General features: G+C 67.5%; 25 protein-coding genes. 9 read left to right on the top strand and 16 right to left on the bottom strand.

Annotated elements, in window-relative coordinates:
- Positions 1-69 precede the first annotated feature (69 nt).
- The 6 genes from AUL32_RS12405 to AUL32_RS12380 form a co-directional block, all read right to left on the bottom strand.
- Positions 70-765 (bottom strand): TIGR02117 family protein, encoded by a 696-nt coding sequence (locus AUL32_RS12405; protein ID WP_082659614.1) that lies wholly within the window; start codon positions 763-765, stop codon positions 70-72.
- Complete coding sequence (locus tag AUL32_RS12400; protein ID WP_062115388.1) at positions 762-1031, bottom strand: hypothetical protein; 270 nt, start codon at positions 1029-1031, stop codon at positions 762-764. The genes AUL32_RS12405 and AUL32_RS12400 overlap by 4 nt, the downstream gene beginning before the upstream one ends.
- Entirely contained in the window at positions 1028-1234 is a 207-nt protein-coding gene (locus tag AUL32_RS12395; protein ID WP_061973330.1) for a DUF1737 domain-containing protein, read from the bottom strand. The genes AUL32_RS12400 and AUL32_RS12395 overlap by 4 nt, the downstream gene beginning before the upstream one ends.
- Positions 1231-2115, bottom strand: coding sequence for an HpcH/HpaI aldolase/citrate lyase family protein (locus tag AUL32_RS12390; protein WP_062115420.1), 885 nt, complete (start codon positions 2113-2115; stop codon positions 1231-1233). Before AUL32_RS12390 ends, AUL32_RS12395 begins: the two co-directional genes overlap by 4 nt.
- A 124-nt stretch (positions 2116-2239) precedes the next feature.
- Positions 2240-2668: an organic hydroperoxide resistance protein gene (locus AUL32_RS12385; RefSeq protein WP_061973327.1), complete on the bottom strand. Its 429-nt coding sequence runs from the start codon at positions 2666-2668 to the stop codon at positions 2240-2242.
- Between the two features lie 169 nt (positions 2669-2837).
- Positions 2838-3302 (bottom strand): MarR family winged helix-turn-helix transcriptional regulator, encoded by a 465-nt coding sequence (locus tag AUL32_RS12380; RefSeq protein ID WP_061973325.1) that lies wholly within the window; start codon positions 3300-3302, stop codon positions 2838-2840.
- A gap of 198 nt (positions 3303-3500) precedes the next feature.
- Between AUL32_RS12380 and leuD the strand changes: the two genes are divergently transcribed.
- Together leuD and AUL32_RS12370 are read left to right on the top strand one after the other, a co-directional pair.
- Entirely contained in the window at positions 3501-4106 is a 606-nt protein-coding gene (leuD, locus tag AUL32_RS12375) for a 3-isopropylmalate dehydratase small subunit (RefSeq protein ID WP_061977604.1), read from the top strand.
- Positions 4103-4492, top strand: a complete 390-nt coding sequence (locus AUL32_RS12370) for a RidA family protein (RefSeq protein WP_062115385.1) — start codon at positions 4103-4105, stop codon at positions 4490-4492. The genes leuD and AUL32_RS12370 overlap by 4 nt, the downstream gene beginning before the upstream one ends.
- A gap of 375 nt (positions 4493-4867) precedes the next feature.
- Here the strand turns inward: AUL32_RS12370 and AUL32_RS12365 are convergent, their stop codons facing one another.
- Positions 4868-7138 carry a HAMP domain-containing methyl-accepting chemotaxis protein gene (locus tag AUL32_RS12365; RefSeq protein ID WP_062115382.1) on the bottom strand — a complete coding sequence of 757 codons (2271 nt, stop codon included), beginning with the start codon at positions 7136-7138 and terminating at the stop codon, positions 4868-4870.
- Between the two features lie 457 nt (positions 7139-7595).
- Here AUL32_RS12365 and leuB point away from each other — a divergent pair, with 457 nt between their 5' ends.
- Positions 7596-8711, top strand: a complete 1116-nt coding sequence (leuB, locus tag AUL32_RS12360; protein ID WP_062115379.1) for a 3-isopropylmalate dehydrogenase — start codon at positions 7596-7598, stop codon at positions 8709-8711.
- Positions 8712-8799: 88 nt separating this feature from the next.
- Here the strand turns inward: leuB and AUL32_RS12355 are convergent, their stop codons facing one another.
- Complete coding sequence (locus AUL32_RS12355; RefSeq protein WP_061973321.1) at positions 8800-10455, bottom strand: MFS transporter; 1656 nt, start codon at positions 10453-10455, stop codon at positions 8800-8802.
- A gap of 241 nt (positions 10456-10696) precedes the next feature.
- Between AUL32_RS12355 and AUL32_RS26270 the strand changes: the two genes are divergently transcribed.
- Positions 10697-10822, top strand: a complete 126-nt coding sequence (locus AUL32_RS26270; protein WP_280137581.1) for a hypothetical protein — start codon at positions 10697-10699, stop codon at positions 10820-10822.
- Between the two features lie 137 nt (positions 10823-10959).
- Here the strand turns inward: AUL32_RS26270 and AUL32_RS12350 are convergent, their stop codons facing one another.
- On the bottom strand, positions 10960-12192 hold the full coding sequence (locus AUL32_RS12350; protein ID WP_062115417.1) for a GTP-binding protein: 1233 nt from the start codon (positions 12190-12192) through the stop codon (positions 10960-10962).
- Positions 12193-12422: 230 nt separating this feature from the next.
- Here AUL32_RS12350 and AUL32_RS12345 point away from each other — a divergent pair, with 230 nt between their 5' ends.
- Positions 12423-13457, top strand: coding sequence for an aspartate-semialdehyde dehydrogenase (locus AUL32_RS12345; RefSeq protein WP_061973319.1), 1035 nt, complete (start codon positions 12423-12425; stop codon positions 13455-13457).
- 80 nt (positions 13458-13537) lie between these two features.
- Here the strand turns inward: AUL32_RS12345 and AUL32_RS12340 are convergent, their stop codons facing one another.
- A complete protein-coding gene (locus tag AUL32_RS12340) occupies positions 13538-14920 on the bottom strand; it encodes an Nramp family divalent metal transporter (protein ID WP_061973318.1) in 1383 nt (460 codons plus the stop codon).
- Between the two features lie 241 nt (positions 14921-15161).
- On the opposite strand from AUL32_RS12340, the gene AUL32_RS12335 reads away from it, so the two are divergent.
- Positions 15162-15587 carry a Fur family transcriptional regulator gene (locus AUL32_RS12335; RefSeq protein ID WP_061973317.1) on the top strand — a complete coding sequence of 142 codons (426 nt, stop codon included), beginning with the start codon at positions 15162-15164 and terminating at the stop codon, positions 15585-15587.
- A gap of 231 nt (positions 15588-15818) precedes the next feature.
- Here the strand turns inward: AUL32_RS12335 and AUL32_RS12330 are convergent, their stop codons facing one another.
- The gene (locus tag AUL32_RS12330; RefSeq protein WP_061977598.1) at positions 15819-16256 is read right to left on the bottom strand and encodes an OsmC family protein; all 438 of its coding nucleotides are present in this window, start codon (positions 16254-16256) and stop codon (positions 15819-15821) included.
- Positions 16257-16574: 318 nt separating this feature from the next.
- Here AUL32_RS12330 and AUL32_RS12325 point away from each other — a divergent pair, with 318 nt between their 5' ends.
- The 3 genes from AUL32_RS12325 to AUL32_RS12315 all read left to right on the top strand — a co-directional run bounded on the left by AUL32_RS12325 (position 16575) and on the right by AUL32_RS12315 (position 19680).
- Positions 16575-17531 (top strand): tyrosine recombinase XerC, encoded by a 957-nt coding sequence (locus tag AUL32_RS12325; RefSeq protein ID WP_062115376.1) that lies wholly within the window; start codon positions 16575-16577, stop codon positions 17529-17531.
- Positions 17532-18102: 571 nt separating this feature from the next.
- Positions 18103-19152, top strand: coding sequence for a TraB/GumN family protein (locus AUL32_RS12320; protein ID WP_062115373.1), 1050 nt, complete (start codon positions 18103-18105; stop codon positions 19150-19152).
- 264 nt (positions 19153-19416) lie between these two features.
- Positions 19417-19680: a hypothetical protein gene (locus AUL32_RS12315; RefSeq protein ID WP_062115370.1), complete on the top strand. Its 264-nt coding sequence runs from the start codon at positions 19417-19419 to the stop codon at positions 19678-19680.
- A gap of 295 nt (positions 19681-19975) precedes the next feature.
- Here the strand turns inward: AUL32_RS12315 and AUL32_RS12310 are convergent, their stop codons facing one another.
- The 5 genes from AUL32_RS12310 to odhB form a co-directional block, all read right to left on the bottom strand.
- Entirely contained in the window at positions 19976-21331 is a 1356-nt protein-coding gene (locus AUL32_RS12310) for a GGDEF domain-containing protein (RefSeq protein ID WP_192847459.1), read from the bottom strand.
- Between the two features lie 490 nt (positions 21332-21821).
- Positions 21822-23240 carry a dihydrolipoyl dehydrogenase gene (gene lpdA, locus AUL32_RS12305; RefSeq protein ID WP_062115364.1) on the bottom strand — a complete coding sequence of 473 codons (1419 nt, stop codon included), beginning with the start codon at positions 23238-23240 and terminating at the stop codon, positions 21822-21824.
- Between the two features lie 20 nt (positions 23241-23260).
- A complete protein-coding gene (locus tag AUL32_RS12300; RefSeq protein WP_062115362.1) occupies positions 23261-23662 on the bottom strand; it encodes an MAPEG family protein in 402 nt (133 codons plus the stop codon).
- A 148-nt stretch (positions 23663-23810) separates the two neighbouring features.
- Positions 23811-24371, bottom strand: a complete 561-nt coding sequence (locus AUL32_RS12295; RefSeq protein ID WP_062115360.1) for a hypothetical protein — start codon at positions 24369-24371, stop codon at positions 23811-23813.
- 93 nt (positions 24372-24464) lie between these two features.
- On the bottom strand, positions 24465-25497 hold a 1033-nt coding region (odhB, locus tag AUL32_RS12290), incomplete at its 5' end, for a 2-oxoglutarate dehydrogenase complex dihydrolipoyllysine-residue succinyltransferase (protein WP_062115357.1).

Here is a 25497-nt window from a genome sequence, read left to right as displayed (position 1 = left end):
AGGGATTTTGATCGGTTGATTGGTCGATTCCAATTCGAACGAACCTGTCCGGGATCGGCGCTTTCGTCTCTACGCGGCGTGCAAATCCAACCCCCAGAGCAGGAGCGGCGGGAGGGGGGACCAGAGGCTGGTTCGCAGGCCCGCGTGGCGCAGGGCCTCGGCTGTCCAGGTGTTGCAGCCGAACAGGAGGTTGAAGCCGCCGCGCGCCTCGTAGAAGCGGTCATAGGGGCTGTAGGCGAAGCCCGGCAGGAGCCAGGGGCCGCCGGTGGTGGGGTCGGGCTCGAAGCTCGCCTCCACGAAGCGTAGGAGCGCTTCATAGGCCGGCTCGCTCAAGGTGACAGGGCGAAGGCCCGGCTCCGTGCCGGCGAGCGCGGGGGCGAGCGAGAGGTGGAGCACCGAGCGGTCATAGGTGAAGGAGCGCCAAAGCGCGTCCAGCGAGAGGTCGCGCCATTCCGGCGTCTGCGTATAGAAGGCGCGCCCGCCCCAGCCCACCGCGATGGCGCCGACGCGCGGGTCGTCCAGGGGCAGGCCGTCCCGCGCCAGGAAGCCGAAGCGGGTGAGAAGCGCGGGGGTCGCGGGCAGGAGAATGTCGGTGTGGATGGGATTGGCGGCAAGCACCACCACGACGCTCGCCTCGCCCGGCCCCGGCGGCGCGAAGCCGACGCTGGGCGCGCGGGGGACGACAAGCGCCAGAAGCGCCAGCCCCGAAAAGACAGCCGCAAGGGCGAGAAGCAGAGCGAGGCCGGCGCCGAGCCAGCGCTTCAAGAGCCCTTCGGCCCCCGGCGCCGCATGGCCTCCTCGGCGCGGCGCAAAGCCTCCTGACCCCGGCGCAGGCCCTCGACGCCACGGCGCAGACCCTCCGCGCCCTCGCGAAGACTCTCAGTGCCCCGCTCCAGCCCATCCAGGCCCTGCCGAAGACCCTCGGCGCCACGCCGCAAACCGTCCGCGCCGAGCGGAAGCGCCTCCGCGCCCCGCCTCAGCCCTTCGAGGCCGGCCAGAAACGCTTCGCGCAACGGGTCACGCGTGGTCATTGTTCGCCGAGCTTCATGGAGGGATCGTAGTCCTTGCCCTCGACGAGTTTGGTGACGGGCTGGGCGCATTTCATGACGCCCTCGGCCGCGTCGAACGCATAGGCCGGGCTGCCCGCCAGTTCCCAGCCCTTGGACAGGGCGAGCGAGACCTTGTGGCAGAAGGCGGCGTCGTCGACGCCGGTCAACAGGCGGTAGAGCTTCATGGATGGGTCCTTTCGCGAATGCGGGCGGCGCGGGCGAGGAGGTGCTCGGCCGCGTGAAGATGAAGGCGCTCCACCATCCGCCCCTCGTGGCGGATGACGCCGCGCCCGGCATGGGCGGGGTCGGCGAAGGCGGCGACGAGACGTTCGGCGCGCGCGATCTCCTCCGCGTCCGGGGAGAAGGCAGCTTCGGCCGCCGCGATCTGCGCAGGGTGGATCAGCGTCTTGCCGGCAAAGCCGAAGCGGCGCGCCTGACGGCACTCGGCCTCGAAGCCCGCCGTGTCGCCGAGGTCCGACCAGACGCCATCCAGCACCGGCACGCCCGCCGCCTTGCCGGCGACGAGCACGGGGCCAAGCCAGGGCAGAAGCTCCGGTCGGCCCGGCGAAAGCTGGAGATCGGCGGCGGCCACCAGATCGTTCGGGCCGACCACCAGCGCGCCGAGGCGATGGCGCAGGCGCGTCTCGGCGATGTCGGCGGCGTGGCGCACGCCCTTGGGCGTTTCCACCATGGCCCAGAGGCGAAGCGCCGGGGGCGCGTCCATCTCGGCTAGCGCGTCGTCGGCCTCGCTTAGCCGGCGCGGCGTCTCGACCTTGGGCAGGAGCACGGCGTCCACCTTGGCGGCGCGCGCCATCAGGAGGTCTTCCGTGCCCTCGCGTGTGTCCAGCGGATTGATGCGCACGACACGAAGGGCGCCGCCCGGCGGGCGCTCCAGAAGATGGGCGCGCAGGCGCTCGCGCGCCTCATGCTTCTCCGCTTCGGCAGCAGAGTCCTCCAGATCGAAGATCACAGCGTCGGCGGCAAGGGTCCGCGACTTTTCCAGCGCCCGGCCATTGGCCGCGGGCACGAACAGAACGGAACGCAGAAGCGGCTCGGGTTCGGTCATGCCCGAGGTCTGCCCCATCGCGCGAGCGCATTCAAGCGAGCGGCACGCGAAAAGGCCGGGGCGGCGAACCGTCCCGGCCTTGCGATTCCAGCAGCGGGCGCGAGCGCCCGATGGCGAAGGGCGATCAGGCGAGGGTCAGGCCCACGTCCAGATTGCCGCGCGTGGCGTTGGAATAGGGGCAGATCTCGTGCGCGGCGGCGATCAGCTTCTCGCCCTCGGCGGGATCGACGCCCGGCAGGTCGATCGTGAGATCGGCGGTGATGCCGTAGCCGCCTTCCGAGCGCGGGCCGAAGCCGACTTCCGCCGTCACGGTCGCCTCGGCGGGAACCTTGACACCGACCTTGGACGAGATGGCGCGCATGGCGCCGAGGAAGCAGGCGGAATAGCCGGCGGCAAAAAGCTTCTCGGGGTTGGCACCGTCGCCGCCGGGGCCGCCCATTTCCTTGGGAACCACGAGCTTGACGTCGACCGAGCCGTCCTCGGAGCGAGCGGCGCCGTCACGGCCGCCGCCATTGGCCGTGGCCTTGGTCTTGTAGATCACGTCGACAGGCATGGGAAATCTCCTTGGGAAGTGGAAAGGAAACGGGCCGGGATCGGCCCGAGGGACGGGAGGAAGGGAACGAGGGAAGGCTTCGCGGGGACGAAGAAGCGAAGACCAAGGAGGCAAAGACCGGGCAGGCGAAGGCGCGCGCCCGGCGAGCCGCCTTCAGGGCAGAGGCGGGCTAACCGTCCTGCGCCATCTCCGCCATGGACTGCGCCAGGGCGGCGCGAAAGGCGCGGATCTCGCGGTTCAAGGCGGTCAACTGGTCCATCGTCAGGCCCGAGCCGGACACGAGGGCCGTGCCGAGACAGGCACTTTCCTCGCTCATGGCGCGGCCGCTCTCGGTAAGCGTCGCCGTCACCTGCCGCTCGTCGGCCGGGTTGCGGCGGCGCGTGACGAAGCCGGAGGCTTCCAAGCGCTTGACCAACGGCGTCACCGTGCTCGGCTCCAGATCGAGCCGTTCGGCGATGGCGCCGATGCCCATGCCGTCCCGCTCCCACAGAACCGAGAGCACGAGATATTGCGGATAGGTGAGCCCCAACCGATCGAGGATCGGCTTGTAGGTGCGCCCCACGGCCATGGAGGCGCCGTAGAGCGAGAAACAGAGCTTTTCGTCCAAGGTCAGGGGCTGGCGTAAACGCGCCATGATCTCGTTCCTTTCGTTGCCCTGCTTTTATGTTATCTCGATAAACAATGCAACGCGTTTTTTTATCGGGATATTATAAGCCGGCCACACTTTTGCAAAAAGGCTTGGTTCGGAGGCAGTGGCGGGTGTAACGAAGCCGCGAGACCAGACATGCGGCGCCGCGAGGGGGCGCCATCGGATCGGGAAAGGATCGAAGCCATGCAGAAGTTCGACCAGTTGACGGGCGTCGCCGCGCCGCTTCCGATCCTCAATGTCGACACCGACATGATCATCCCCAAGGACTATCTGAAGACCATCAAGCGCACGGGCCTGGGCGTCGGCCTCTTCGCCAACCTGCGCTACAAGGAGGACGGGTCGGAGGACGAGAGCTTCGTCCTGAACCGCCCGGCCTATCGCAAGGCCGAGATCCTGGTGGCGGGCGACAATTTCGGCTGCGGCTCCTCGCGCGAGCACGCGCCTTGGGCGCTTCTGGACTTCGGCATCCGCTGCGTGATCGCCACGTCCTTCGCCGACATTTTCTACAACAACTGCTTCAAGAACGGCATCCTGCCGATCCGCGTCACCCAGGCCGAGCTCGACGCGCTGATGTCGGACGCCGAGAAGGGCTCCAACGCCACGCTCAGCGTGGATCTCGAAGCGCAGGAAATCCGCCGCCCGGACGGCGGCACGGTGCATTTCGAGATGGACCCGTTCCGCAAGCACTGCCTCATCAACGGGCTCGACGATATCGGCCTGACGCTGGAGCGCGAAGCCTCGATCACCGGCTTCGAACAGCGCGTCGGCGCCGAGCGGCCCTGGGCATGAGCGCGGCGCGCCAGCGCGTTTCCACCGGCTCGCCCTTCGAGCGGCAGGCCGGCTACAGCCGCGCCGTGGCGCAGGGCCCCGTCTGCGAAGTGGCGGGCACCACGGGCTACGACTACGCCAGCATGACCATGCCTGAAGACGTCGGCGCGCAGACCGAAAACGCGCTGGCGACGATCGAGAAGGCGCTGAAGGACGCGGGCTTCGCGATGAGCGACGTGGTTCGCGTGCGCTATATCGTGACCGACGCCGCCTATGCCGACGCGGTGTTCGCGGTCACCGGCCGCTGGTTCGGCGAGATCAGGCCCGCCGCCACGATGATCGTCGCCGGGCTGATCCGCCCGGAAATGAAGGTGGAGATCGAGGCGAGCGCCCTGCGCGCCAGCTGACCACCGCCCTTCCGCTTGCAAGCCTAGTCTTAAAACCGAAAGCCCGACCTGGGATCGCATTCCAGGCCGGGCTTTTGCTTGTGAGGGCTTAGAGCCTGTTTGGAAACTCGGTCGAGTCGGCCCGACGGTGCTTTTCGCCGTCGCTTCGTTGCCAACCCTTGCCGACGCGCCCTCGCATCACTCAAGTTTGGCGTCTCGCGACACCCAAAAATCCCTCGCCGGCCCTCCGCCGCCGAGCTTCCAAACAGCCTCTTAGGGAAGCATCGCCCCAGTGGCCGGAGCCTCGGCCTGTTGGGCCCCCGTCGCGAAAAGCCCGGCGCGAGAGATGTCTCACGCCGGGCTTTTTCCTGTCGATAGATTCGAAGCGTGCTCGGCTCAGCGGCTCATGCGCTCGAAGCCCTCGTCGCCGCCGAGATCCAGCGAGAAGCCGCCTTTGCCCGCACCCGCTGGCGCCGGCCGCGCCAGAGCGCTGGCCGCCTGCGCCTGCAAGCTGTGAACGGGGTTCTCGCCCCCTCCGGTCTCGAACAGGTCCTGGTCCGTTTCCGCGCTCACCGCCACCGGGGTCTTGCCCAACACCCGCGTGGTCTTGGGCGCGTTCGACTTGGCAGACGTGGGGGCAGACTTCGGAGCCGCCTTGCCGGCTGCCGGGGCCGAGGTCGAGGCTGGCTTGGCCGCGCCGCCCTCGCCGCGCGTCTTCTGCCGCTCCGCCTGCCGGTTCGTCGCCTCGATCTCCACCGCCTCGTCCTGCAGCAACCGCTCGCGCTCGGCGTCGGTCATGCGGAAGTAGCCCGCCCGTTCCTCCAGCCGGCCCGCTTCGGTGGACAGCTGGTCGGCGGTCGCCGCCATCTCGTTCGCCGCCCCGGCGTTGGACTGCGTCACCTGATCCAGCTGCCCGATCGCCTGGTTGATCTGCTCGATGCCGATCGACTGCTCCCGGCACGCCGCCGAAATCTCCGACACCAGTTCCGCCGTCTTGCGGATGTCCGGAACCAACCGCTCCAGACGCGCCCCGGCATCCTCCGCAACGACCAGCGTGCGCGAGGAGAGGTCGCCGATCTCGGCCGCCGCCGCCTGGGAGCGCTCGGCGAGCTTGCGCACTTCCGAGGCGACCACCGCAAAACCCTTGCCGTGCTGGCCGGCGCGGGCGGCTTCGATCGCGGCGTTCAGCGCGAGAAGGTCGGTCTGACGGGCGATCTCCTGCACCACGGCGATCTTCTCGGCAATGGCGCGCATCGCCTCGGTGGATTGCGCCACCGCCGCGCCCGTGGTGCCGGCATGCTCGGCGGCCTGGGCCGCGATCTTCTCGGTGGTGGAGGCGTTGTCGGCGTTCTGGCGGATGTTGGCGGTCATCTCCTCGATCGCGGCCGAGGCTTGCTCGGAGGCGGCGGCCTGTTCCGTCGAGCCCGACGACAGGCGGTCGGCAGTCTCGGCCGAGCGGGCCGAGCCGGCGGCCACCAGCGAGGAGGAGGCGCGCACGCCCGAGACGATCTCGGACAGCTTGGTGGTCATGTCGCCCATGGCGCGCTGGAGTTCGGCGATCTCGTCCGAGCCCTTGGCCCGGATCGTGTGGGTGAGATCCCCCGAGCCGATCTGGCGGGCGAGGTCCACCGAGCGCTTCAGACCGCGAGAGATCGACAGGCCAAGCCATGTCGCCACCGCGAGACCGATCAGGACGGCGCCGCCGATCAGAGCGATCAGGAACAGGCGCGTTTCCGTGAAAGCCGTGTCGGCGCGCTGCACGAAGCCGGCGGCGATGTCGGACTCGACCTTCTTCTGCGCTTCGAGCCGGCCCTCGAACTTCTCGGCCAGCGGGATGATCTTGGTGTTGAGCAGCGTGCGGGCGCGACCGTTGTCGTTGGCCACGGCGCCGGCCACCCAGCCGTTCATCGCGTCCTTGAACTGCTCCCAGCGCTTGTCGAGCGAGTTCAGGCGCGCCTGGTAGGACGGGTCCGCCGCCGACTTCAGCTGCTTGATGAAGGCGCCGAACTGCGCCTGACGGGAGGTGAGAAGCTGCGACAGCGCCTTCAGCTTGGCGTCGTCGGTTTCCACCAGCACCTGATTGGCCGTCATGCGCATTTCGGGAAAGCGCGCGCGCATGTCCGACAGCGTGTTCTGCGAGATCGTCATCAGCGGCGTCTGCTGCCCGGTGCGGAAGGCGCTCTGCAGCTGGAGAAGGACGTTGGAAATCTCGACGCCGACCGGGTCGGCTTTCGCCATGGCCTTGATCGCGTCGTAGCGGAAGGTGGTGGAGGCGAGCGGCCGCGCCTCGACGAAGGCCGCCTTCAGCTCGTCCAGCAGCGTCACCATGTCGGCCGCCGCCGGGCGGCTGGCTTCGGGCAGCGCGGCGATATAGTCGGTGAGGACGGTCTGCATCGACTGGATCTTGCTGTCGAAGCGCGCGCCGATCGCCTGGATCTCGTCCGGCTTCTGGCTGAGGATCATGCCCTGGAAGTCGCTTCGCGCGGTGCCCTGCAGGGCGTAGAGCTCGCCCAGGCGCTGCACCTGCCGGAACGGGCCGTCCGTGAAGGCCTCCGTCTGCTGGTTGGACCGGCCGAGCTCCTGCAGCCCGATCGCGCCCGTGGCGGCCAGCATGACGAGAACGGCCGCGAAACCGGCCGCCAGCTTGGTCTTGATGCTCAGTTTCAACGCACTGCCCCCCGATCGCGTGAAGGCGCCGTTTCCGCGTCGCCCGTCCGATGCCATGGGACGGGATGGTTCGCCCCGGCGGGTTGCAAACAGGTTGACGGAGCCCGACTCCGGGAGAAGGCTTTGCGATCTAAGTCAAGAAAATACTAAGAGCACCGAACAGAACCTCCAGGCGGACGGCCGTCGGGAAACTGAGGTTCGGGCGCGAGAAGCGAAGCCCGATGGATGCGGAGCGCAGGGCCAAGCCTTCGCGGCGGCGCCCCGGCAATGAGAGCCGCCCAGCCGACCCCAGGAGTTCTGCCGCGTGCTCCCAGTGGATCGCGGACCTCGAGCCCCCCGTCTCACCGCGCCAGGAGGAGGGGATGGGCGCGCCACGCTTGCGGTCGGCGGGCGCTGCCGCTACGACCCCGGCTGATCCGCCGCGACGTCGGCGCGTTTGAGCAATGGGGACATCCGCATGACCACGCGCAAGCTTCTTCTTCTTCCCGGCGACGGCATCGGGCCGGAGGCCATGACCGAGGTCGAGAAGCTCGTGGCTCTGCTCAACGCCGAGCGTGGCGCCGGCTTCGAGATCGAGCGGGGCCTTGTCGGCGGTTCGGCCTACGACGCCCATGGCGAGGCGATCTCCGACAGCGACATGGCGCGCGCCATGGCGGCGGACGCGGTGCTCTTCGGCGCCGTCGGCGGCCCGAAATGGGACAGCGTACCTTACGAGAAGCGCCCCGAGGCGGGCCTTCTGCGGCTGCGCAAGGACATGGCGCTGTTCGCCAACCTGCGCCCCGCCATCTGCTATCCAGCGCTGGCCGAGGCCTCCTCGCTGAAGCGCGAGCTGGTGGACGGGCTCGACATCCTGATCGTGCGCGAGCTGACGGGCGGCGTCTATTTCGGCGAGCCGAAGGAGATCGTGGATCTCGGCAACGGCCAGAAGCGCGGCATCGACACGCAGGTCTACGACACCTACGAGATCGAGCGCATCGCGAAAGTGGCCTTCGAACTGGCCCGCACGCGGCGCGGCAAGGTCACCTCCATGGAAAAGCGCAACGTCATGAAATCGGGCGTCCTGTGGAACCAGGTCGTGACCGAGACTCATGCCAAGGGCTTCACTGATGTAACGCTCGACCACATGCTGGCCGATGCCGGCGGCATGCAGCTCGTGCGCGCGCCCAAGCAGTTCGACGTGATCGTGACCGACAATCTCTTCGGCGACATGCTCTCCGACATCGCCGCCATGCTGACGGGCTCGCTCGGCATGCTGCCCTCCGCCTCGCTCGGGAGCCCGGACGAGGCGAGCGGCCAGCGCCGCGCCATGTACGAGCCGGTCCACGGTTCGGCGCCTGACATCGCGGGCCGGGGCATCGCCAACCCGATCGCCATGATCGCCTCCTTCGCGATGATGCTGCGCTACTCCTTCGCCCTGGTGGAGGAGGCCGACAAGCTGGAGGCCGCCATCGCCGAGGTGCTGGAATCGGGCACCCGCACCGGCGACATCATGGCGCCGGGCTGCCGCGAAGTCGGCACGACCGAGATGGGCGACGCGGTCGCGGCCGCCTTCCGCCGCAAGCTCGCGGCCTGAGCCCATCCATCTCTCGGAAACAAAACCGCCGCCCCCGTCTCCCGGGGCGGCGGTTTTCGTTTTCAGGCTTGAAGGCCGAGAGAGCGGATCAGTCCGCCAGATCGACGCCCTTCTTTTCGCGAACGAAGAGAAGGCCGATCACCACCGTCAGCAGCGCGAAGAAGACGGGATACCAAAGCCCGGCGAAGATATCGCCCGTCGAGGCGACGATCGCGAAGGAGGTCGCCGGCAGGAGCCCGCCGAACCAGCCGTTGCCGATATGATAGGGCAGCGACATCGCGGTGTAGCGGATGCGCGTGGGGAAGAACTCCACCAGCGCGGCGGCGATCGGCCCGTAGACGATGGTGACGTAGATGACCATCACGGTCAGGATCGCGATGACCTTCAGTGCCTGGGCAGAGCCGAGCGCGGAGAAGAACCCGTCGACCTTGACCTTCGCAGCGTCGTCGGCCGCCGGATAGCCCGCCGCGACCATGGCCGGGCCGAGCGCGGCGGTGAAGGTCTTGGCGTCGGTGAAGGGGATCGGCGTGCCGCCGTTCACCACGAGCTGCGTCGGGCTTCCCGCCGGGGCGGAGACCTGCGTGTAGCGGAAGGCCTGCTGCGACAGGGTGCGGCGCATCACGTCGCAGGGGCTGGTGAAGGTGCGGATGCCGACCGGGTCGAACAGCGAGCCGCAGGTGGCGGGATCGGCCACGACCTCGGCCCGCACCGTGGCGATGGCGTTGCTGTAGGTCGGGTTGGCGGCCGCCGTCAGCGCCTGGAACAGCGGGAAATAGGTCGCCGCCGCGAGAAGGCAGCCCGCCAGGATCACCGGCTTGCGGCCGATGCGGTCCGACAGGGAGCCGAACACGAGGAAGAAGGGCGTCGCGATGATCAGCGCCCAGGCGATCAGGACGTTGGCCGTCAGAAGATCGACCTTCAGCACCGTCTGCAGGAAGAACAGCGCGTAGAACTGGCCGGTGTACCAGACCACGGCCTGGCCGATCACGAGGCCGAACAGCGCGATCAGGACGATCTTGCCGTTGCGCCAGTTGCCGAAGGCCTCCGACAGCGGCGCCTTGGACTGGGTGCCCTCTTCCTTCATCTTCTGGAAGATCGGCGATTCATGCATCTGCAGGCGGATATAGATCGAGACGATCAGGAGCACGATCGACAGAAGGAACGGAATGCGCCAGCCGCCTGTGAGCCCGAGGAAGAGCGGCTGCGAGGTCTGGAACGCGTCCTCGCCCAGATTGAGGCGCAGCGTCACGATGACGAAGAGCGACAGAAGCAGGCCCATTGTCGCCGTGGTCTGGATCCAGGCGGTGTAGAAGCCGCGCCGGGTGCGCGGCGAATGCTCCGCGACATAGACCACCGCGCCGCCATACTCGCCGCCGAGCGCCAAGCCCTGCGCCATGCGAAGCGCGACCAGGATGATGGGCGCGGCGACGCCGATCTGGTCGTAGCTCGGCAGGAGGCCGACCGCGAAGGTCGACAGGCCCATGATGAGGATCGTCAGAAGGAACGTGTATTTGCGCCCGACCAGATCGCCCAGCCGCCCGAAGACCAGCGCGCCGAAGGGGCGCACGAGAAAGCCGGCGGCGAAGGTCAGAAGCGCGAAGATGGCCTGCGTGGCCGGCGGAAACTGCGAGAAGAACTGCCGCCCGATGATCGCGGCGAGCGTTCCATAGAGATAGAAGTCGTACCATTCGAAGACCGTGCCGAGCGAGGAGGCGATGATCACCTTCCGCTCCCGCTTGGTCATGGGCTGTCGTCCGGACGCCGCAGCGGCGTTCGTTGGGTAGCTTGTCACGTGTTCCCTCCCTGGCCGCGTGAAGCGGCGGCACCTCCCAGCGCTGTGGGGAAGGCTACCGAAAGTTGACGAAAAGGGAAGTCGCTCTTCACCCTTTGGTCACAATTGACAGCGTGGTCGCGTTTTCGTGATGGGGAACCCTTTGGCGGCATTCGACATTTCAGAGCCAACGGAACAACGTGGGACGACCAACATGATTCGCAGCATTCTCAAGGCGCTTTTCGTCGGCTGGGTCACGAAGAAGATCGCGGAACGCAGCGCGCGCCGCTCCGCCACCCCGCAGCCCGCCGGCGCGCCCTATCCCGATCGCCGCGCTTAAAATCCGCTTGCGGTCGATGCCCATGAGGCGCGACCGACGGCGAGACTGACGAGACAAAGCCTCCCCTCTCTCCCCCTCCCCTTGGGCCGGCGTCGCAACCCCCGCGACGCCGGCCTTCCTTATTAAGGGGCCGTCCCTCAGGCTGCCTGACCCCAACGGGGGAACGGATCGGCCAGAGCACCGAATCGGCTCGCCTCGAACACATCCGCCGGGCCGACGAGGCAGTCGTCCAGCGCTTCGCGGATCGCCGCCTCGTCCATGCCGGCGCCGATGAAGACGAGCTCCTGCCGCCGGTCGCCCCAGGGGGCGGTCCAGTGGCGCTGGAGCAGCTCGCGCCATTCCGGCACGTCCGGCCAGCGCTCGCGCGGCACCGCCGCCCACCAGCGCCCGAGGCCGGACACGCGCGCCACCGCGCCCGCGAGCGAGAACTCGCCCACCCAGTCCGGCCGCGTCGCCAGCCAGAAATGCCCCTTGGCGCGGATGAGGCCCGGCCAGACCGCCTTCACGAACGCGTCGAAGCGCACGGGGTCGAAGGGTCGGCGCGCCCGGTAGACGAAGCTCGACACGCCGTATTCCAGCGTTTCGGGCGTGTGCGTTTCCGGCTCGTAGAGCGCCTTGTACCAGAGCGGATGGGTCTGCGCGGTTTCCTCGTGGAACAGGCCGGTGTCGAGCACGGCCCCAAGCGGCACGCGGCCGAAATCGGTCTCGACCAGCTGCGCCGTCGGGTTCAGCCCCGTCACCACGGCCCGCACCGCGTCAAGGGTCTGGGCGTCCACCTCGGACGCCTTGTTGATGACCACCACGTCGGCGAACTCGATCTGCTCCACCAGAAGGTCCACCAGCGTCCGCTCGTCGCCCTCCCCGGCCGTCTCGCCGCGCTCGGCCAGGAGCACGTGCGAGCCGTAGTCGCGAAGAAGGCTGGCGGCGTCCACCACCGTCACCATCGTGTCGAGCCGTGTGCGGTCCGACAGGCTCTCGCCCTTCTCGTCCCGAAACGAGAAGGTGGCCGCGATCGGCAGCGGCTCGGCGATGCCAGTGCCCTCGATCAGGAGATAGTCGTAGCGCCCCTTTTCGGTCAGGCGCTTGACCTCTTCCATGAGATCCCCGCGCAGCGTGCAGCAGATGCAGCCATTGGTCATCTCCACCAGCGTCTCGTCGGTGCGCGACAGGTCGGCCCCACCTTCGCGCACGAGGTCGGCGTCGATGTTCACCTCGCTCATGTCGTTGACGATCACCGCGACGCGCCGACCCTCGCGGTTGTTGAGGACGTGGTTCAGCAGCGTGGTCTTGCCCGCGCCCAGAAAGCCGGACAGGACGGTGACGGGAAGGCGCGTGTCGTTCGGTGTTTCCTCGCAGCGATAGCGGCCCATCGGGATCTCCATTCCGTAATGTTATATCATAACATAATCGACTTGGGATCGAGGATGCAAGCCGTGGGCGGCGCGATTGACAGGGGCGGGCAACGAGAGCATAGGGGGCGTCATGTCCGCGCTTCCGACCAAAACCACGATTACGCCCTGACCCTCGTTCCGCTCGCCCCCGGAACGGGGCTAGAAGCGCATGACGAGTTCTTGAGGGGGGCGAGGAACAGGTCAGACCCATGGGTTACAAGGTTGCAGTGGTCGGCGCGACGGGCAATGTCGGCCGCGAAATGCTCAACATTCTCGACGAGCGCGGCTTCCCCGCCGACGAAGTGGTGGCGGTCGCCTCGCGCCGCAGCCAGGGCACAGAGGTCTCGTTCGGCGACAAGACCCTGAAGGTCAAGGCGCTCGAGCTCTTCGACTTCTCCGACGTCGACATCTGCCTCATGTCCGCCGGCGGTTCGGTCGCCAAGGAATGGGCGCCCAAGATCGGCGCGCAGGGCTGCGTCGTGATCGATAATTCCTCGGCCTTCCGTTACGATGCCGACGTGCCGCTGATCGTTCCGGAAGTGAACGCCGACGCCATTTCCGGCTTCACGCAGCGCTACATCATCGCCAATCCGAACTGCTCCACCGCCCAGCTCGTCGTGGCCCTCAAGCCGCTGCACGACAAGGCGACGATCAAGCGCGTCGTGGTCTCGACCTACCAGTCCGTTTCGGGCGCCGGCAAGGAAGGCATGGACGAGCTGTTCCAGCAGAGCCGCGCGGTGTTCGTCGCCGATCCCGTCAGCGCCAAGAAGTTCACCAAGCGCATCGCCTTCAATGTCATTCCCCATATCGACGTCTTCATGGAAGACGGCTCGACCAAGGAAGAGTGGAAGGTCATGGTCGAGACCAAGAAGATGCTCGACCCGAAGATCAAGGTGACCTGCACCGCCGTGCGCGTTCCCGTCTTCATCGGGCATTCCGAGTCCGTGAACATCGAGTTCGAGAACCCGATCACCGCCGACGAGGCGCGCGCCATCCTGCGCGAGGCGCCGGGCTGCCTCGTGATCGACAAGCACGAGGACGGCGGCTACGTCACGCCGCTCGACACGGCGGGCGAAGACGCGACCTATATCTCGCGCATCCGCGAGGATCAGACGCTGGAGAACGGCCTCAACCTCTGGGTCGTCGCCGACAATCTGCGCAAGGGCGCGGCGCTGAACGCCATCCAGATCGCGGAACTCCTGATCAACCGCAAGCTGCTGGGCGCCAAGCGCAAGGCTGCCTGAGACCCGTCCGCTTCTCCAGACGACCGAGCGGCGCCCCATGGGGCGCCGTTTTCGTTTGGGCGCAGGTGTATCGGAAGGGATCAGCCGCCCGCGCCGACTCGGGCAAAGTCGAAGACAAGCTTGAGATTGAGCGCCACGATCAGGCCCGCGATCAGGATGGCGATGCCGAGCAGCCAGGCAGGGGCGCGAAATGCTCCCATCTTGGCGCGGTCGCGCGACATCATGACGAGCGGCACCACGGCGAAGGGAAGCTGCATCGACAGGATGACCTGGCTGAAGACCAGAAGCTCGCCGGCGCTCGCCTCGCCATAGGCGATGATGATGCCGGCCGCCGGGAGGATGGCGAGGCCGCGCGTGATGAGCCGACGCAGGACCGGCGAGATGCGAAGGCGCAGAAAGCCCTCCATGACGATCTGCCCGGCCAGCGTCGCGGTGACCGTGGAGGACAGGCCCGAGGCGAGAAGCGCGACTGCGAAGAGGATCGGGGCGAGCGCCGCGCCGAGGAGCGGCGCCAGCAACGAATGGGCCTCTTCCAGATCGCCCACGGTGCCCTGGCCGGTCGCGTGGAAGGCGGCGGCCGCCAGGATCAGAATCGACGCGTTGACCAGCAGTGCGAAGCCGAGCGCGAGCGTGGAGTCGGCGGTGGCGAAGCGGATCGCCTCGCGCTTGCCTGCCTCGTCCTGGCGATAAGCGCGGGTCTGCACGATGCCGGTGTGAAGGTAGAGATTGTGCGGCATGACGGTGGCGCCGAGAATGCCGAGCGCGAGATAGAGCTGCCGCTCGTCCGTGACGATCGAGCTGGCCGGCAGGAAGCCGCTGGCCACCGCCGCGATCGAGGGCTGGGCGAGCAGCAGCTGGCCGACGAAACAGATCGCGATTACCAGGATCATGGTCGCGACGAAAGCTTCGACATAGCGGAAGCCGCGCGACTGGAGCCAGAGGATCACGAACACGTCGAGCGCGGTGACGAGCACGCCCCATTCCAGCGGCAGGCCGAACAGGAGCTTCAGCGCGATCGCCGTGCCGATGACTTCGGCAAGGTCAGTCGCGACGATGGCCAGTTCCGCCAGGATCCAGAGACCGAAGGAGACGGGCCTAGGATAGGCGTCGCGGCAGGCCTGGGCGAGGTCGCGGCCCGTCGCGATGGCAAGGCGCGCGCAGAGCGCCTGGAGGACGATCGCCATCAGCGAGGAGAGGAGCACCGCGAAGAGCAGCGTGTAGCCGAACTCGGACCCGCCGGCGAGCGAGGTCGCCCAGTTGCCGGGGTCCATGTAGCCGACGGCCACGAGATAGCCAGGGCCGAGAAACGCGAGGAAGCGGCGCAGCATCGTCCCGCCCTCCCCCACCCCGACGCTGCGATAGGACTGCTGCAGCGAGCCCTCCGCCCGCGCGCGGGCGAACCCGTCGGTGCGAGGCGGAGGAATGGGCGTGGAATTGCTGGTCTCGACATCGACGCGTGCCATGCGGAAACGGTCCTCATGCGGGGCTGGGCAGCGGGGAAGCTAGGGAGAAAGCCGCTGGGCGTCAATGCAAATGCGAACGATTTGCAAGAAAAGGTGGAAGGGTTGTAGAATTAAAGCAGGACAGGTGTCGGCGCGGCTCGGCGAAGGGAGGCGATCGGAGGTGTTTGGGCCGGGCGAAAGGTCGATCCACGTCCGGCCAAAGCGTCTCGCGCCGCGCCGCGTTTGCTTGTAGAGAGCAGGAATGACCACGGCGAACAAAGCGCTCGATTACGAGTCCCTGTTGCGCGAGGCGGGTGTTCGGATCACCCGGCCTCGAAAGACGATCCTGCGCATCCTGAGCGAAGGGGGCGACCATCCCGACGCGCTCGAAATCTTTCGCCGCGCCTCGGCGATCGACCCGTCGATCTCGCTGTCGACGGTCTATCGCACCATGCGCCTTCTGGAGGAAAAGGGGGCGATCCACCGCCATGCCTTTGCCAACGGCCCCTCGCGCTTCGAGCAGGCCGACAGCGCCCATCACGATCACCTGATCGACATGGACACGGGCGCGGTGATCGAATTTCGCTCCGAGCGGATCGAAGCCTTGCAGGACGAGATTGCTCGCGAGCTGGGGTACGAAATCGTCTTCCACCGGCTCGAACTCTACGGGCGCAAGAGCGGCGGCTGAGCGTCTGTCGAGGCATCGTCAGCGGAGGTGCGGCGCGGATTTCCCGGGCATCACGAGGCGCCAAACTTAAGCGACATCAGCGACCCCTGCGCGGATGGGCAACGGCTCTCGCGGATGGGCAACGGTGGAAACCGCCCGGTCGGACCGACCCGGCGGAATTTCCCAATAGGCTTCGAAACCGTAGAGACAGGAAAGCCCGCCACGGTGGCGGGCCTCCCCTCGAAAAATCGCTCAGACCAGCTTGGCGTCGAGCGAGACCTCGATGGCGCCGAGCGCCTTGGAGATCGGGCAGCCTTCCTTGGCCTTGGTGGCGAGCTGCTGGAACGTGGCGTCGTCGATGCCGGGCACCTTGGCTTCCAGCGTGATGGCGCTGGAGCGCACCTCGAAGCCGCCGGCGGCGGCCTGCTCGACGCTGACCACGGCGCGCGCCTTCAGCTCGTCGGCGGGCGTGCCGTTCTCGGCCAGGAAGTGCGAGAGCTGCATGGCGAAGCAGCCGGAATGGGCGGCGGCCAGAAGCTCTTCGGGGTTGGTGCCGGACTTGCCGGTCTCGTCCTCGAAGCGGGCCTTGAAGGAATAGCCGTGGTTGTCGAGCGCGCCGGACTGGGTCGTCAGACTTCCCTTGCCGGTTGCCAGCGCTCCGTTCCAGATGGCGGTTGCATGACGCTTCATCATTGTCTCCTTCGAATGGGTCGGGAGGGCGCTGCCCGCCGTCCCGGGGGTCCATGCCCCTGTTCGGCCCCGCGCCGCGTCCCGTCGGGTCGCGCGCAGGACATCCCGGCAGGGTTTTGGGGCGCGGCGTCGCGGTTTCCAGCGCCGCAACGCTTCATTTACGAAAGACCTGTGAGAGTGGAGGATGGCGTCGGACCGCTAAAGGGCAGGCCGGATGCGGCGCGGCGCCGCCTCGCGCCCCGCCGAAGACCCGCGCCGCCCGGCGATAAAACGGCCCGCCCGGCCCGCTCGCCGTCGACTTGGAAGAGAAAGCTCGTCATGAACGCCCCGCTTCTGATTTCGGCGACCTCCCCGCTTCTGGCCCTGAAGGCGGAATGGTTGCGCCGGCTAGAGGTGGAGCGCCGAGCCTCGCCGCAGACGGTGGAAGCCTATGAGCGGGACCTCCGGCAGTTTCTTCAATTCTTCGCCGGCTACCAGGGGCGCCCGGTCGCGCCCGCCGACCTCGCCGATCTCAAGCCGGCGGAGTTTCGCGCCTTTCTGGCCGATCGCCGGCGCGAGGGCGCGTGCGCTCGCTCGCTCGGGCGACATCTGTCGGGCGTGCGCTCCTTCGTGCGGCATCTCGAGCGCGAGGGTCTGGCCTCGGGGGCGGGCGCGGCCTCGATGCGCGCGCCCAAGCGGCCGAAATCCCTGCCGCGCCCCTTGAGCGTGCCCGACGCGCTGGCGGTGACGGAAGAGGTCGGCGCCATGGCCGCCGAGCCCTGGATCGCGGCGCGCAACACCGCGGTGATGGTGTTGCTCTATGGCTGCGGCCTGCGCATTTCCGAGGCGCTGAACCTGCCGGGAGACGCGCTGGCCGACCCCAAGGCCCGCTCCATGACCATCACGGGCAAGGGCAACAAACAGCGTCTCGTGCCGCTCCTGCCCGCCGTTCTGGAGGCCGCCAGCACCTATCGCCGCCTTTGCCCCTATGCGCTCTCGGCGGACAAGCCGCTGTTTCGCGGCGCGCGGGGCGGGCCGCTCGGGCCAGGCATCATCCAGCGCGAGATGCAGCGGCTGCGCGGGCTTCTAGGACTGCCGGATTCCGCGACGCCCCATGCGCTGCGCCATTCCTTCGCCACCCATCTCCTGGCCAAGGGCGGGGACCTGCGGGCGATCCAGGATCTCCTGGGCCACGCCTCGCTTTCCTCGACGCAGGTCTATACCGCGATTGAAGGCAACCGCCTCCTGCAGATCTACGACGACGCCCATCCCCGCGCCCGGCGCGGCGCGGCGTGACGAGCCGCAGCACGAGAGCGGGCGGCGACAGAAGGAGCGCCCGAGCGGCAGACCCGAGAGCGCCGGAGAGACCCTCGCGAGGTCGGCGGGCCGGTTCTTTTGGGCGAGGATGTCGGCGCGAAGGCCTGGCACCGCCCCCCGGCATTCCGAGAGTCGAGGGGCTCGTCTGCAGCAGAAATCCTCTAACCATGCCCGGCGCAGAGGTTTCGTCAGCCGCTCCAATGAGCCCGTCCGGAAAGTCCCCTGCGAAGGATCAACGAGGGATTTTTGTCGTTCCACGAGGCTCCAAACGCAGTCGATGCCAGCGGCATCGGCGAGGATTGGTAACGAAGTCGGCGGTGAAAAGAGCCGTTGAGCCGACACAGCGGACTCTTCGGACGGGCTCTGAGGCGCGGGGCGCCGGGAAAGGAAAGGCCGGCGCCGCCGGCCCACTCCTCTCCATCGCGACCCGGCGCGCCTTCGAATGGCCATGAGACTGCGGCCCCATCCTGCTCGCGTTCGCCCTGCCCCTCGCTTCGCCGACGTTCCAACCGCATCTGATCCTCCGACCCTCCTATCTGCCTGGACCCTCATGCCCGTTCGCCTGTCGTCCCGCCTCGCCCGCGCCTCGCGGCGCCTGCTTCTCCCCAGTCTCGCCCTGGCGCTGCTCGGCGCGCCGGCTCTGGCCGAAACGCCCGCGCCGACGGCCTGCCGGGCCGGCACGAGCGCGCTTCCCGCGCTCGCCGCCAGCGGCAAGCTGGCGGAAGCCGAGCGCGAGGCGGCTCTCGTTCCCAATGGCGAAGGGCGGCTGTTTCGGATCGAGCGCGAGGGCGTCGCGCCCTCCTTCGTCTACGGCACGATGCATCTCTCGGACCCGCGCGTCCTGACCCTTCCCCCCCAGGCCGACGCCGCCTTCACGAAGGCGTCCGGCCTCGTGATCGAGACCACGGACGCGCTCGACCCCGCTGTCATGGCGACGGCGCTCCTATCGCGCCCGGACCTCACGACCCTTCCGGCGGGCAAGACTCTGGAGACGATCGTGCCGGCGCAGGAGATGACGCGCCTCGCGCCGCAGTTCGAACGGCGCGCCATGCCGCTCGCCGCCATCCGCACGTTGCAGCCATGGTTCGTGGCGACGCAGCTTCTCGTCGCGCCCTGCGAGGCGGAGCGGATGAAGGGCGGAGCGAAGGTGCTGGACATCGCCTTGGCGAGCCGTGCCAAGGAGGGCGGCAAGCCCGTCCAAGGTCTGGAAAGCGCGACCGAGCAGCTGGAGGCGCTGGCCACCATGCCGCTCGATCTTCAGGTCGACAATCTCGTGGCGACGCTCGATCTCATCGACACGCTGCCCGACCTCTTCGAGACCATGACCGAGCTTTATCTTTCGGATCGCATCGCCCTGATCGAGCCCGCGACCACGGCGCTCGCCCCCTCCGGCACCGACGAGGCGCGCTCGTTGGAGGTGACGCAACGCTTCGACGAGGCGGTGGTGCATCGCCGCAATGCCGTGATGAGCGAGCGGCTTCAGCCTCTGCTGGCACGCGGCGGGCTCTTCGTCGCGGTGGGCGCGCTGCATCTGCCCGGCGAGACCGGCCTCGTGGAAAGCCTGCGCCGCGCCGGCTGGCAGGTGACGCGCGCCGATTAAAGGCGCCGGGCAGACCTGTCTCGCGGAGGAGGGTTGGAAAGGTTTTGGAGGCTGAAGGCGAAGCGAAAGTGATGGAGGGCGAAAGGCCGAGCCTTCACAGCGCAGAGAGTAAGAAACACCCGATAAGCTAACGCCTTACAGTTCTTGTCAGGTGCTCCAAACCTGACGGTGAGGAAGCGGGGCTTTCCCAGCGCCCTCTTCTGTCGGAACCATTTGCGGCGACCCTGCTTGTGCTTTCATTCAGTGGCAGATGGGGAGGCTTCCATGCGCCGAGTGCTTTTGCTGCTTCTCGCGCTGCCAATGGTCGGCTGCGTGTCCGCCGCGCCCGAGATCGGCCTCGCGCCGGCCTCCTATCGCCCGCCCGTGCGCCCCGGCTGCGAAAACTATGCGGACCAGACGGCACGCAACACCTACGAAAACCAGATCGACAGCGAAGATTCACTCGGCGCCCGGCTTCTCACCCGGCAACAGGCCGAGGATTCCGGTCGGCGCGCCTATGCACGCTGCCGCAGCGGGCGTTTGAACTGAGCAGCAGGACCCTCTAGCGCCCTAGGCAGGGCGCTCCAGCTGGCGGGGCGATTTCCCTCAAACTTCAGCCCATCCAGAATTTGTCGGCGTGACGTCCGTTCGGACGTCAGCCCACGAATATTAATAACATCCGAGAATATTACGGATGTGAAATGATCGGCATGGATATGCACTCGCGTTTTCGTCGTCACGTAGAACGGGCACGCAAGGGTTGCTTTTGGCATAGCACAAGCCGTCTTAGCGATACGGATGAGCGCCCAAGGCGCGACGCCGACCCAGCAGGCTTTGCCGAAATTCAAGCGCTGTCGCGTTGGGTCCACGCGATGTTTCGTCCGTGGTTTGCGACGTCGAGCAGGCGCTTGAGGCTGGCCGTGTCGGCGACGCGCGGCAGCTTCGTTTCCATCTCGACGCGGTTTCGCCCTTGCGTCTTGGCCCGGTAGAGCGCCGTGTCCGCGCGGTCGAGCACGACGCGGCTGTTCTCGGCCTCCACCGCCATCGTCCCGCCGATGCTGATCGTCACGAGTTCGCCCGGCCGCCCGGGATGGGCGATGTCGAGGCCGAGCACGGCTTCGCGCAGACGCTCCAGCCGCTCCAATGGGTCGTCCCCCTCGGCAAGCTCGAACAGGATAGCGAACTCCTCGCCGCCATACCTCGCGACAAACGCCGGTCCCGCCGCCTTTCGCAGCTCCACCGCGACCCGTCGCAAGCATTCGTCGCCCGACAGATGGCCTGCGGAATCGTTGAGGGCCTTGAAATAGTCGATGTCGAGAAGCGCGACGCAGACCGGGCTGTTTGGGCGCGCGCGCGTGAGATGCTCGATCAAGCAGCCGTCAAAGGCGCGGCGATTGCTGATGCCGGTCAGCGCGTCCATCTTCGCCAGCCGCTCCATCGCCCCGCGCTCGATCTGGCCCTGCTCCAGCTGGAGCTCGGCCTGCCGGCGCAGCAGGAAGGATTCGCGGTTGAGCTGCGACAAGCGCCTGCTCACATGGCCCACCACAAGGCGCAAGGTCAGCGCCCCGGCAGAGGCGACCAACGCATCGCGGCCGGATAGCGCCGCGAAATCGGCCAGGATCGTGGCGAGCGCGAGACTGCTGGCGCCGATCCGGCTCCATCGTGTCGGCAGCGGGCTGCCACACAGCAGCGCCAAGGTTACGAGCGGGGCGACGATCATCGCAAGCGGCGCGGTCTGGTCTGCCCAGGCCACGAGGAAGAGCATCGCTAATTGTAAGAGCGTGGCGGCGGCGACGAGAACCATCGTGCCGCCGAGCAGCAGAGAGGGCTGACTCATCCAGGACAGCGGCAGCGCCAGAACGCCGAGGCTCAGGCAAAGGACGGCCGGTGCCGCGCCGAACGGGAGATCGGAACCCTGAACGGCGAGCAGCAGGCCGGACGCGACGGCGGACTGGCCGAGGCTCCAGAGTTTTAGCCACGGCTTGAGAAAGGCTGGCCGGCGCGCCTCGCGCTCGGATTGATACAGGACTTCCAATTCGCCTTGGAACGGCGCAGCGGAGACTTCGGTGTGCGCGAGTTCGCGCTGAACCGCTTCCAGCGGATCGCCCAGCGTCGATTCATCGACGCGCGGATCGCATTCCGGCCCCTGCGAGCCCGGCGCCCGCTGGGCACCAAGGAGATAGACGGCTGCAAGACTCATGGAAACGATCCGGTCGAGGCTTGCATCCATGCAACCTCGTGTTGGGACTTTGACCCGCGAAATCTTTCCGAGTTCTAAAGGTTTGGCGCCCTGCGTGTTTCACGTGAAACATGGTGACGACGATCTTAACCTTTTTGAGACGCGCTTGATCAGCCTGACAGAAGTCCCTGCGCTGAGTGTTCAAGTGCCCGGACGGCCGGGGTTTTGGCGCTTTAGTCGGATGCATCCGACGATGCCGGCAAATCGCGATACTGCAAATGTGTGAATGTCGTCCGTCCTCACCGAGGGGAGCCAAATCGCCTGAGAAGATTACACCTCTGGTTGCGCCACGCCCTTAGAACCGTTTCCAGATAGCCTCTTCCCCAACGAACTCGCCTGAGCGAGGGCAGGCCCTTCCCTCAAAACAAAAAGGGGAAGGGCAGCCGAGCCGCCCCTCCCCTCCGGATTTGTCGAACCGTCGCGCCTGACCCAGGCGCGACGTCCATTGGTGTTACATATGAATCGGCTTGGCGAAGGCGGCGAAGGCCGCTTCGCGCACCGCTTCCGAAAGGGTGGGATGGGCGTGGCAGGTGCGGGCGAGGTCTTCCGCCGAGCCGCCGAACTCCATCAGAACCGCCGCTTCCGCGATCATGTCGCCGGCGCCGAAGCCAAGGATATGGGCACCGAGCACCCGGTCGGTCGCAGCATCCGTCAGGATCTTCACGAAACCGTCGGTGTGCAGCATCGCGCGGGCGCGGCCATTGGCGGAAAAGGGGAACTTGCCGACCTTGTAGGCCGTGCCGTTCGCCTTCAGCTCTTCCTCGGTCTGGCCGACCGAGGCCACTTCCGGCGAGGTGTAGACCACGGAAGGGATGACGGCGTAGTTCACGTGGCCGCGCTGGCCGGCCAGGATCTCTGCGAGCGCGATGCCCTCGTCCTCGGCCTTGTGTGCCAGCATCGGCCCCTTCACCACGTCGCCGATGGCGTAGATGCCCTCGACATTGGTGCGGTAATGCGCGTCGATTTCGACCCGGCCCGCCTTATCCAGCGCGACACCCGCCTCTTCCAGGCCGAGGCCTGCGGTGAAGGGCTTGCGGCCGGTGGCAATCAGGACGACCTCGGCTTCCACGGTCTCGGCCGCGCCGCCCTTGGCGGGCTCGAAGGTGACGCTGGCGCCGGACGCGCTCTTGGTCACGGCCGTCACCTTGGCGCCGAGCTTGAAGTGGAAGCCCTGCTTGACCAGGAGCTTCTGGAACTGGCTCGACACGTCTGCGTCCATCGGGCCCAGAATCTTGTCGAGATATTCGACCACCGTAACCCGCGCGCCGAGGCGCGACCAGACGGAGCCGAGCTCCAGGCCGATCACGCCGCCGCCGACGACCACCATCGTGGCCGGCACCTTCTGGAGCGCGATCGCGTCGTCGGACGAGACGATCGTGTCGCGATCGAAGGCGACGTCGAGGCCCGGAATGCCGGCGACCGCCGAACCTGTGGCGATGCAGATCGACTTGGTCTTCAGCGTGCGCTTGGCGCCGTCCTCGGCGGTCACCTCGACCTCGCCGGCCCTGACGATGCGGCCCGTGCCGATGACGCCCGTGATCTTGTTCTTCTTGAACAGGAAGGCGACGCCGTCCGTGTTGGCGCGCACGGTCTTGTCCTTGTGCGCCAGCATCGTGCCGAGATCGAGCTCGGGCGCCACCTTGATGCCGAGATCGGCGAAGGAGTGCGAAGCCTCGGCGAACATCTCGGAGGCGTGCAGCAGCGCCTTGGAGGGAATGCAGCCGATGTTCAGGCAGGTTCCGCCATAGGTCGCGCGCTTTTCGACCACGGCGACCTTCAGTCCGAGCTGGGCGGCCTTCACGGCGCAGACATAGCCGCCGGGGCCGGAACCGATGACGATGAGATCGAAGCTGTCAGAAGTGTCGGACATGGGGCCGTCTTTTCAAAGTGTCAGAGGAAGCGGATGAGCATGAGGAGGAGCCCGAGCAGCGAAACGAGCCAGGCGAGGCTGCGGATATAGGGCACCCCGAAGAGATAGAGCGGAATGTAGGCGAGCCGGGCGGCGAACCACAGGGCGGCGCCCACCGCGCCGATACCACCCGTGCGGCCCGAGACGGCGAGCGCCAGGGCCAGCGCGATGAAGGCGGGATAGGTCTCGAGAAAATTGCGCAGCGCCCGCTCGGCCCGCCCGGCATGGAGGCCGAGAGGCTTGGCATCGCCGTCGCGCGGGCCGGCGTTCCAGTCGGTGCCGCGCTCGCGCGTGGCAAGCTGCCCCTGCAGGCCGATATGGACGAGGAGGAGGACGACCGACCAGCCGAGGAGTACGAGTTCGAGCGGCAAGGATGTGTTCATGAGAGGGCGAGCTCCGCAGCGAGACGCATCATGCGCCGCTTTGCCCCTGAGCTAGGGCGTTCGGCGCCCAAGGGCATGGCGCGGCGCGCCCGCGCGGGCCGATCGCCGATGGCCGGCACGGCTCCGCCCGGTCGGCCAGCTCCTCGCGTCACGGCTTGGCCGGCGCGTTGGGGACGGAGCAGTCGCCCTGCCCTTCCTCGAAACTCGCCTTGGACTGGCGCAGATTGCCGCGAACGATGCCCATGGGCTGGAAAGGCGGCTCGGCCTGGGCGCCGGGCTGGAGAAGGCGCAACTCGTAGCAGCCGGAGAACACCGCCGCCGTGCCGCCGCGCGTCGCCTCCACCACCGCCGGCACGCGGTAATAGGTCGAGCCCGCCGCGCCCTCAGCCTCAGCCATGCCGAGTTTCAGGCGCACTCGGCTCGTGTCGGCATAGCCCTTGGCGAAGCTCTCGAACTCCGGCCGGTCCGGCTCGTCGCGGAAATAGCTCCAGGCGCGCAGGAATTCGTGCCGGTTGATCGCGTTGTAGAGGCTCTCGATCACCGCCTCGGGCGTCGAGCGATCGTCGCGATAGTCCGGCAGGGTCTGCGTCCCGGCGGGGGCGGCGGGACTGAGGGCGAGAAGCGCGCAAAGCGCGAGCGCGCCCCGCGCCACACCGCGCGAAAACGGCGCGCCGGGGGCACCGGCCGCGACCTTGCGCGTCCCGATCATGCGTTGAGGCCGGCCCATTTCGTGTCTTCGCGTCCCTCGGGTTTGGCTGAAGGGCGGGCCGGCGTTAGAGCCGGTCCGCCTCTGGCTTTCGTCTTAGAGGTCGAGCACCAGACGCTCGGGATCTTCCAGCGAATCCTTGACGCGCACGAGGAAGGTCACGGCTTCCTTGCCGTCCACGATGCGGTGATCGTAGGACAGCGCCAGATACATCATCGGGCGGATCTCGATCTTGCCGCCGACCACCATCGGGCGCTCCTGGATCTTGTGCATGCCCAGGATACCGGACTGCGGCGCGTTCAGGATCGGCGTCGACATGAGCGAGCCGTAGACGCCGCCATTGGTGATGGTGAACGTGCCGCCCTGCATGTCGCTCATCGTCAGCGAGCCGTCGCGGGCTGCCTTGGCGAGGCGGCCGAGCTCTTTCTCGATGCCGGCGATGGAGAGCTGGTCGGCATTGCGCACCACGGGCACGACAAGGCCCTTGTCGGTGCCGACCGCCATGCCGACATGGCAGTAGTTCTTGTAGATGAGGTCGGTGCCGTCGATCTCGGCGTTCACCGCCGGGATCTCCTTCAGGGCGTGCGTGATCGCCTTGGTGAAGAAGCCCATGAAGCCGAGCTTCACGCCGTGCTTCTTCTCGAACAGGTCCTTGTAGCGGGCGCGCAGTTCCATCACAGCCGTCATGTCCACCTCGTTGAAGGTGGTGAGCATGGCGGCCGTGTTCTGCGCGTCCTTCAGGCGGCGCGCGATGGTCTGGCGCAGCTTGGTCATGCGCACGCGCTCTTCGCGCGAGGCGTCGTCCGCAGCGGAAGCCGGGCGCGGCGCGGCCGGGGCGGAGGCGGCAGGCGCCGTCGTGCCCTTGGCGATGGCGTCGAGCACGTCGCCCTTCAGCACTTGGCCGCGCTTGCCCGAACCCTCGACGTCGGAGCCCTGGAGGCCCTTCTCGGCCATGAGCTTCTGCGCCGACGGCGCCGCCGGCATGGTGGAGGAGGACGAGGGGTTCGGCAGCGTCGTGTCGGAGCCGCTCGGGGCGGGCGCGGCGTTGCCGTAGCCTTCCTTGGCGTCCGCAGTGGGCGTCGCCGGCGTGGAGGCCGAAGCGGCGGCAGCGGGCTTGGCGGCGGGGGCC

This window comes from Aureimonas sp. AU40 (assembly GCF_001463785.1).
Classification (GTDB): domain Bacteria; phylum Pseudomonadota; class Alphaproteobacteria; order Rhizobiales; family Rhizobiaceae; genus Aureimonas.
This window is presented reverse-complemented; position numbering and strand designations above follow the sequence as displayed.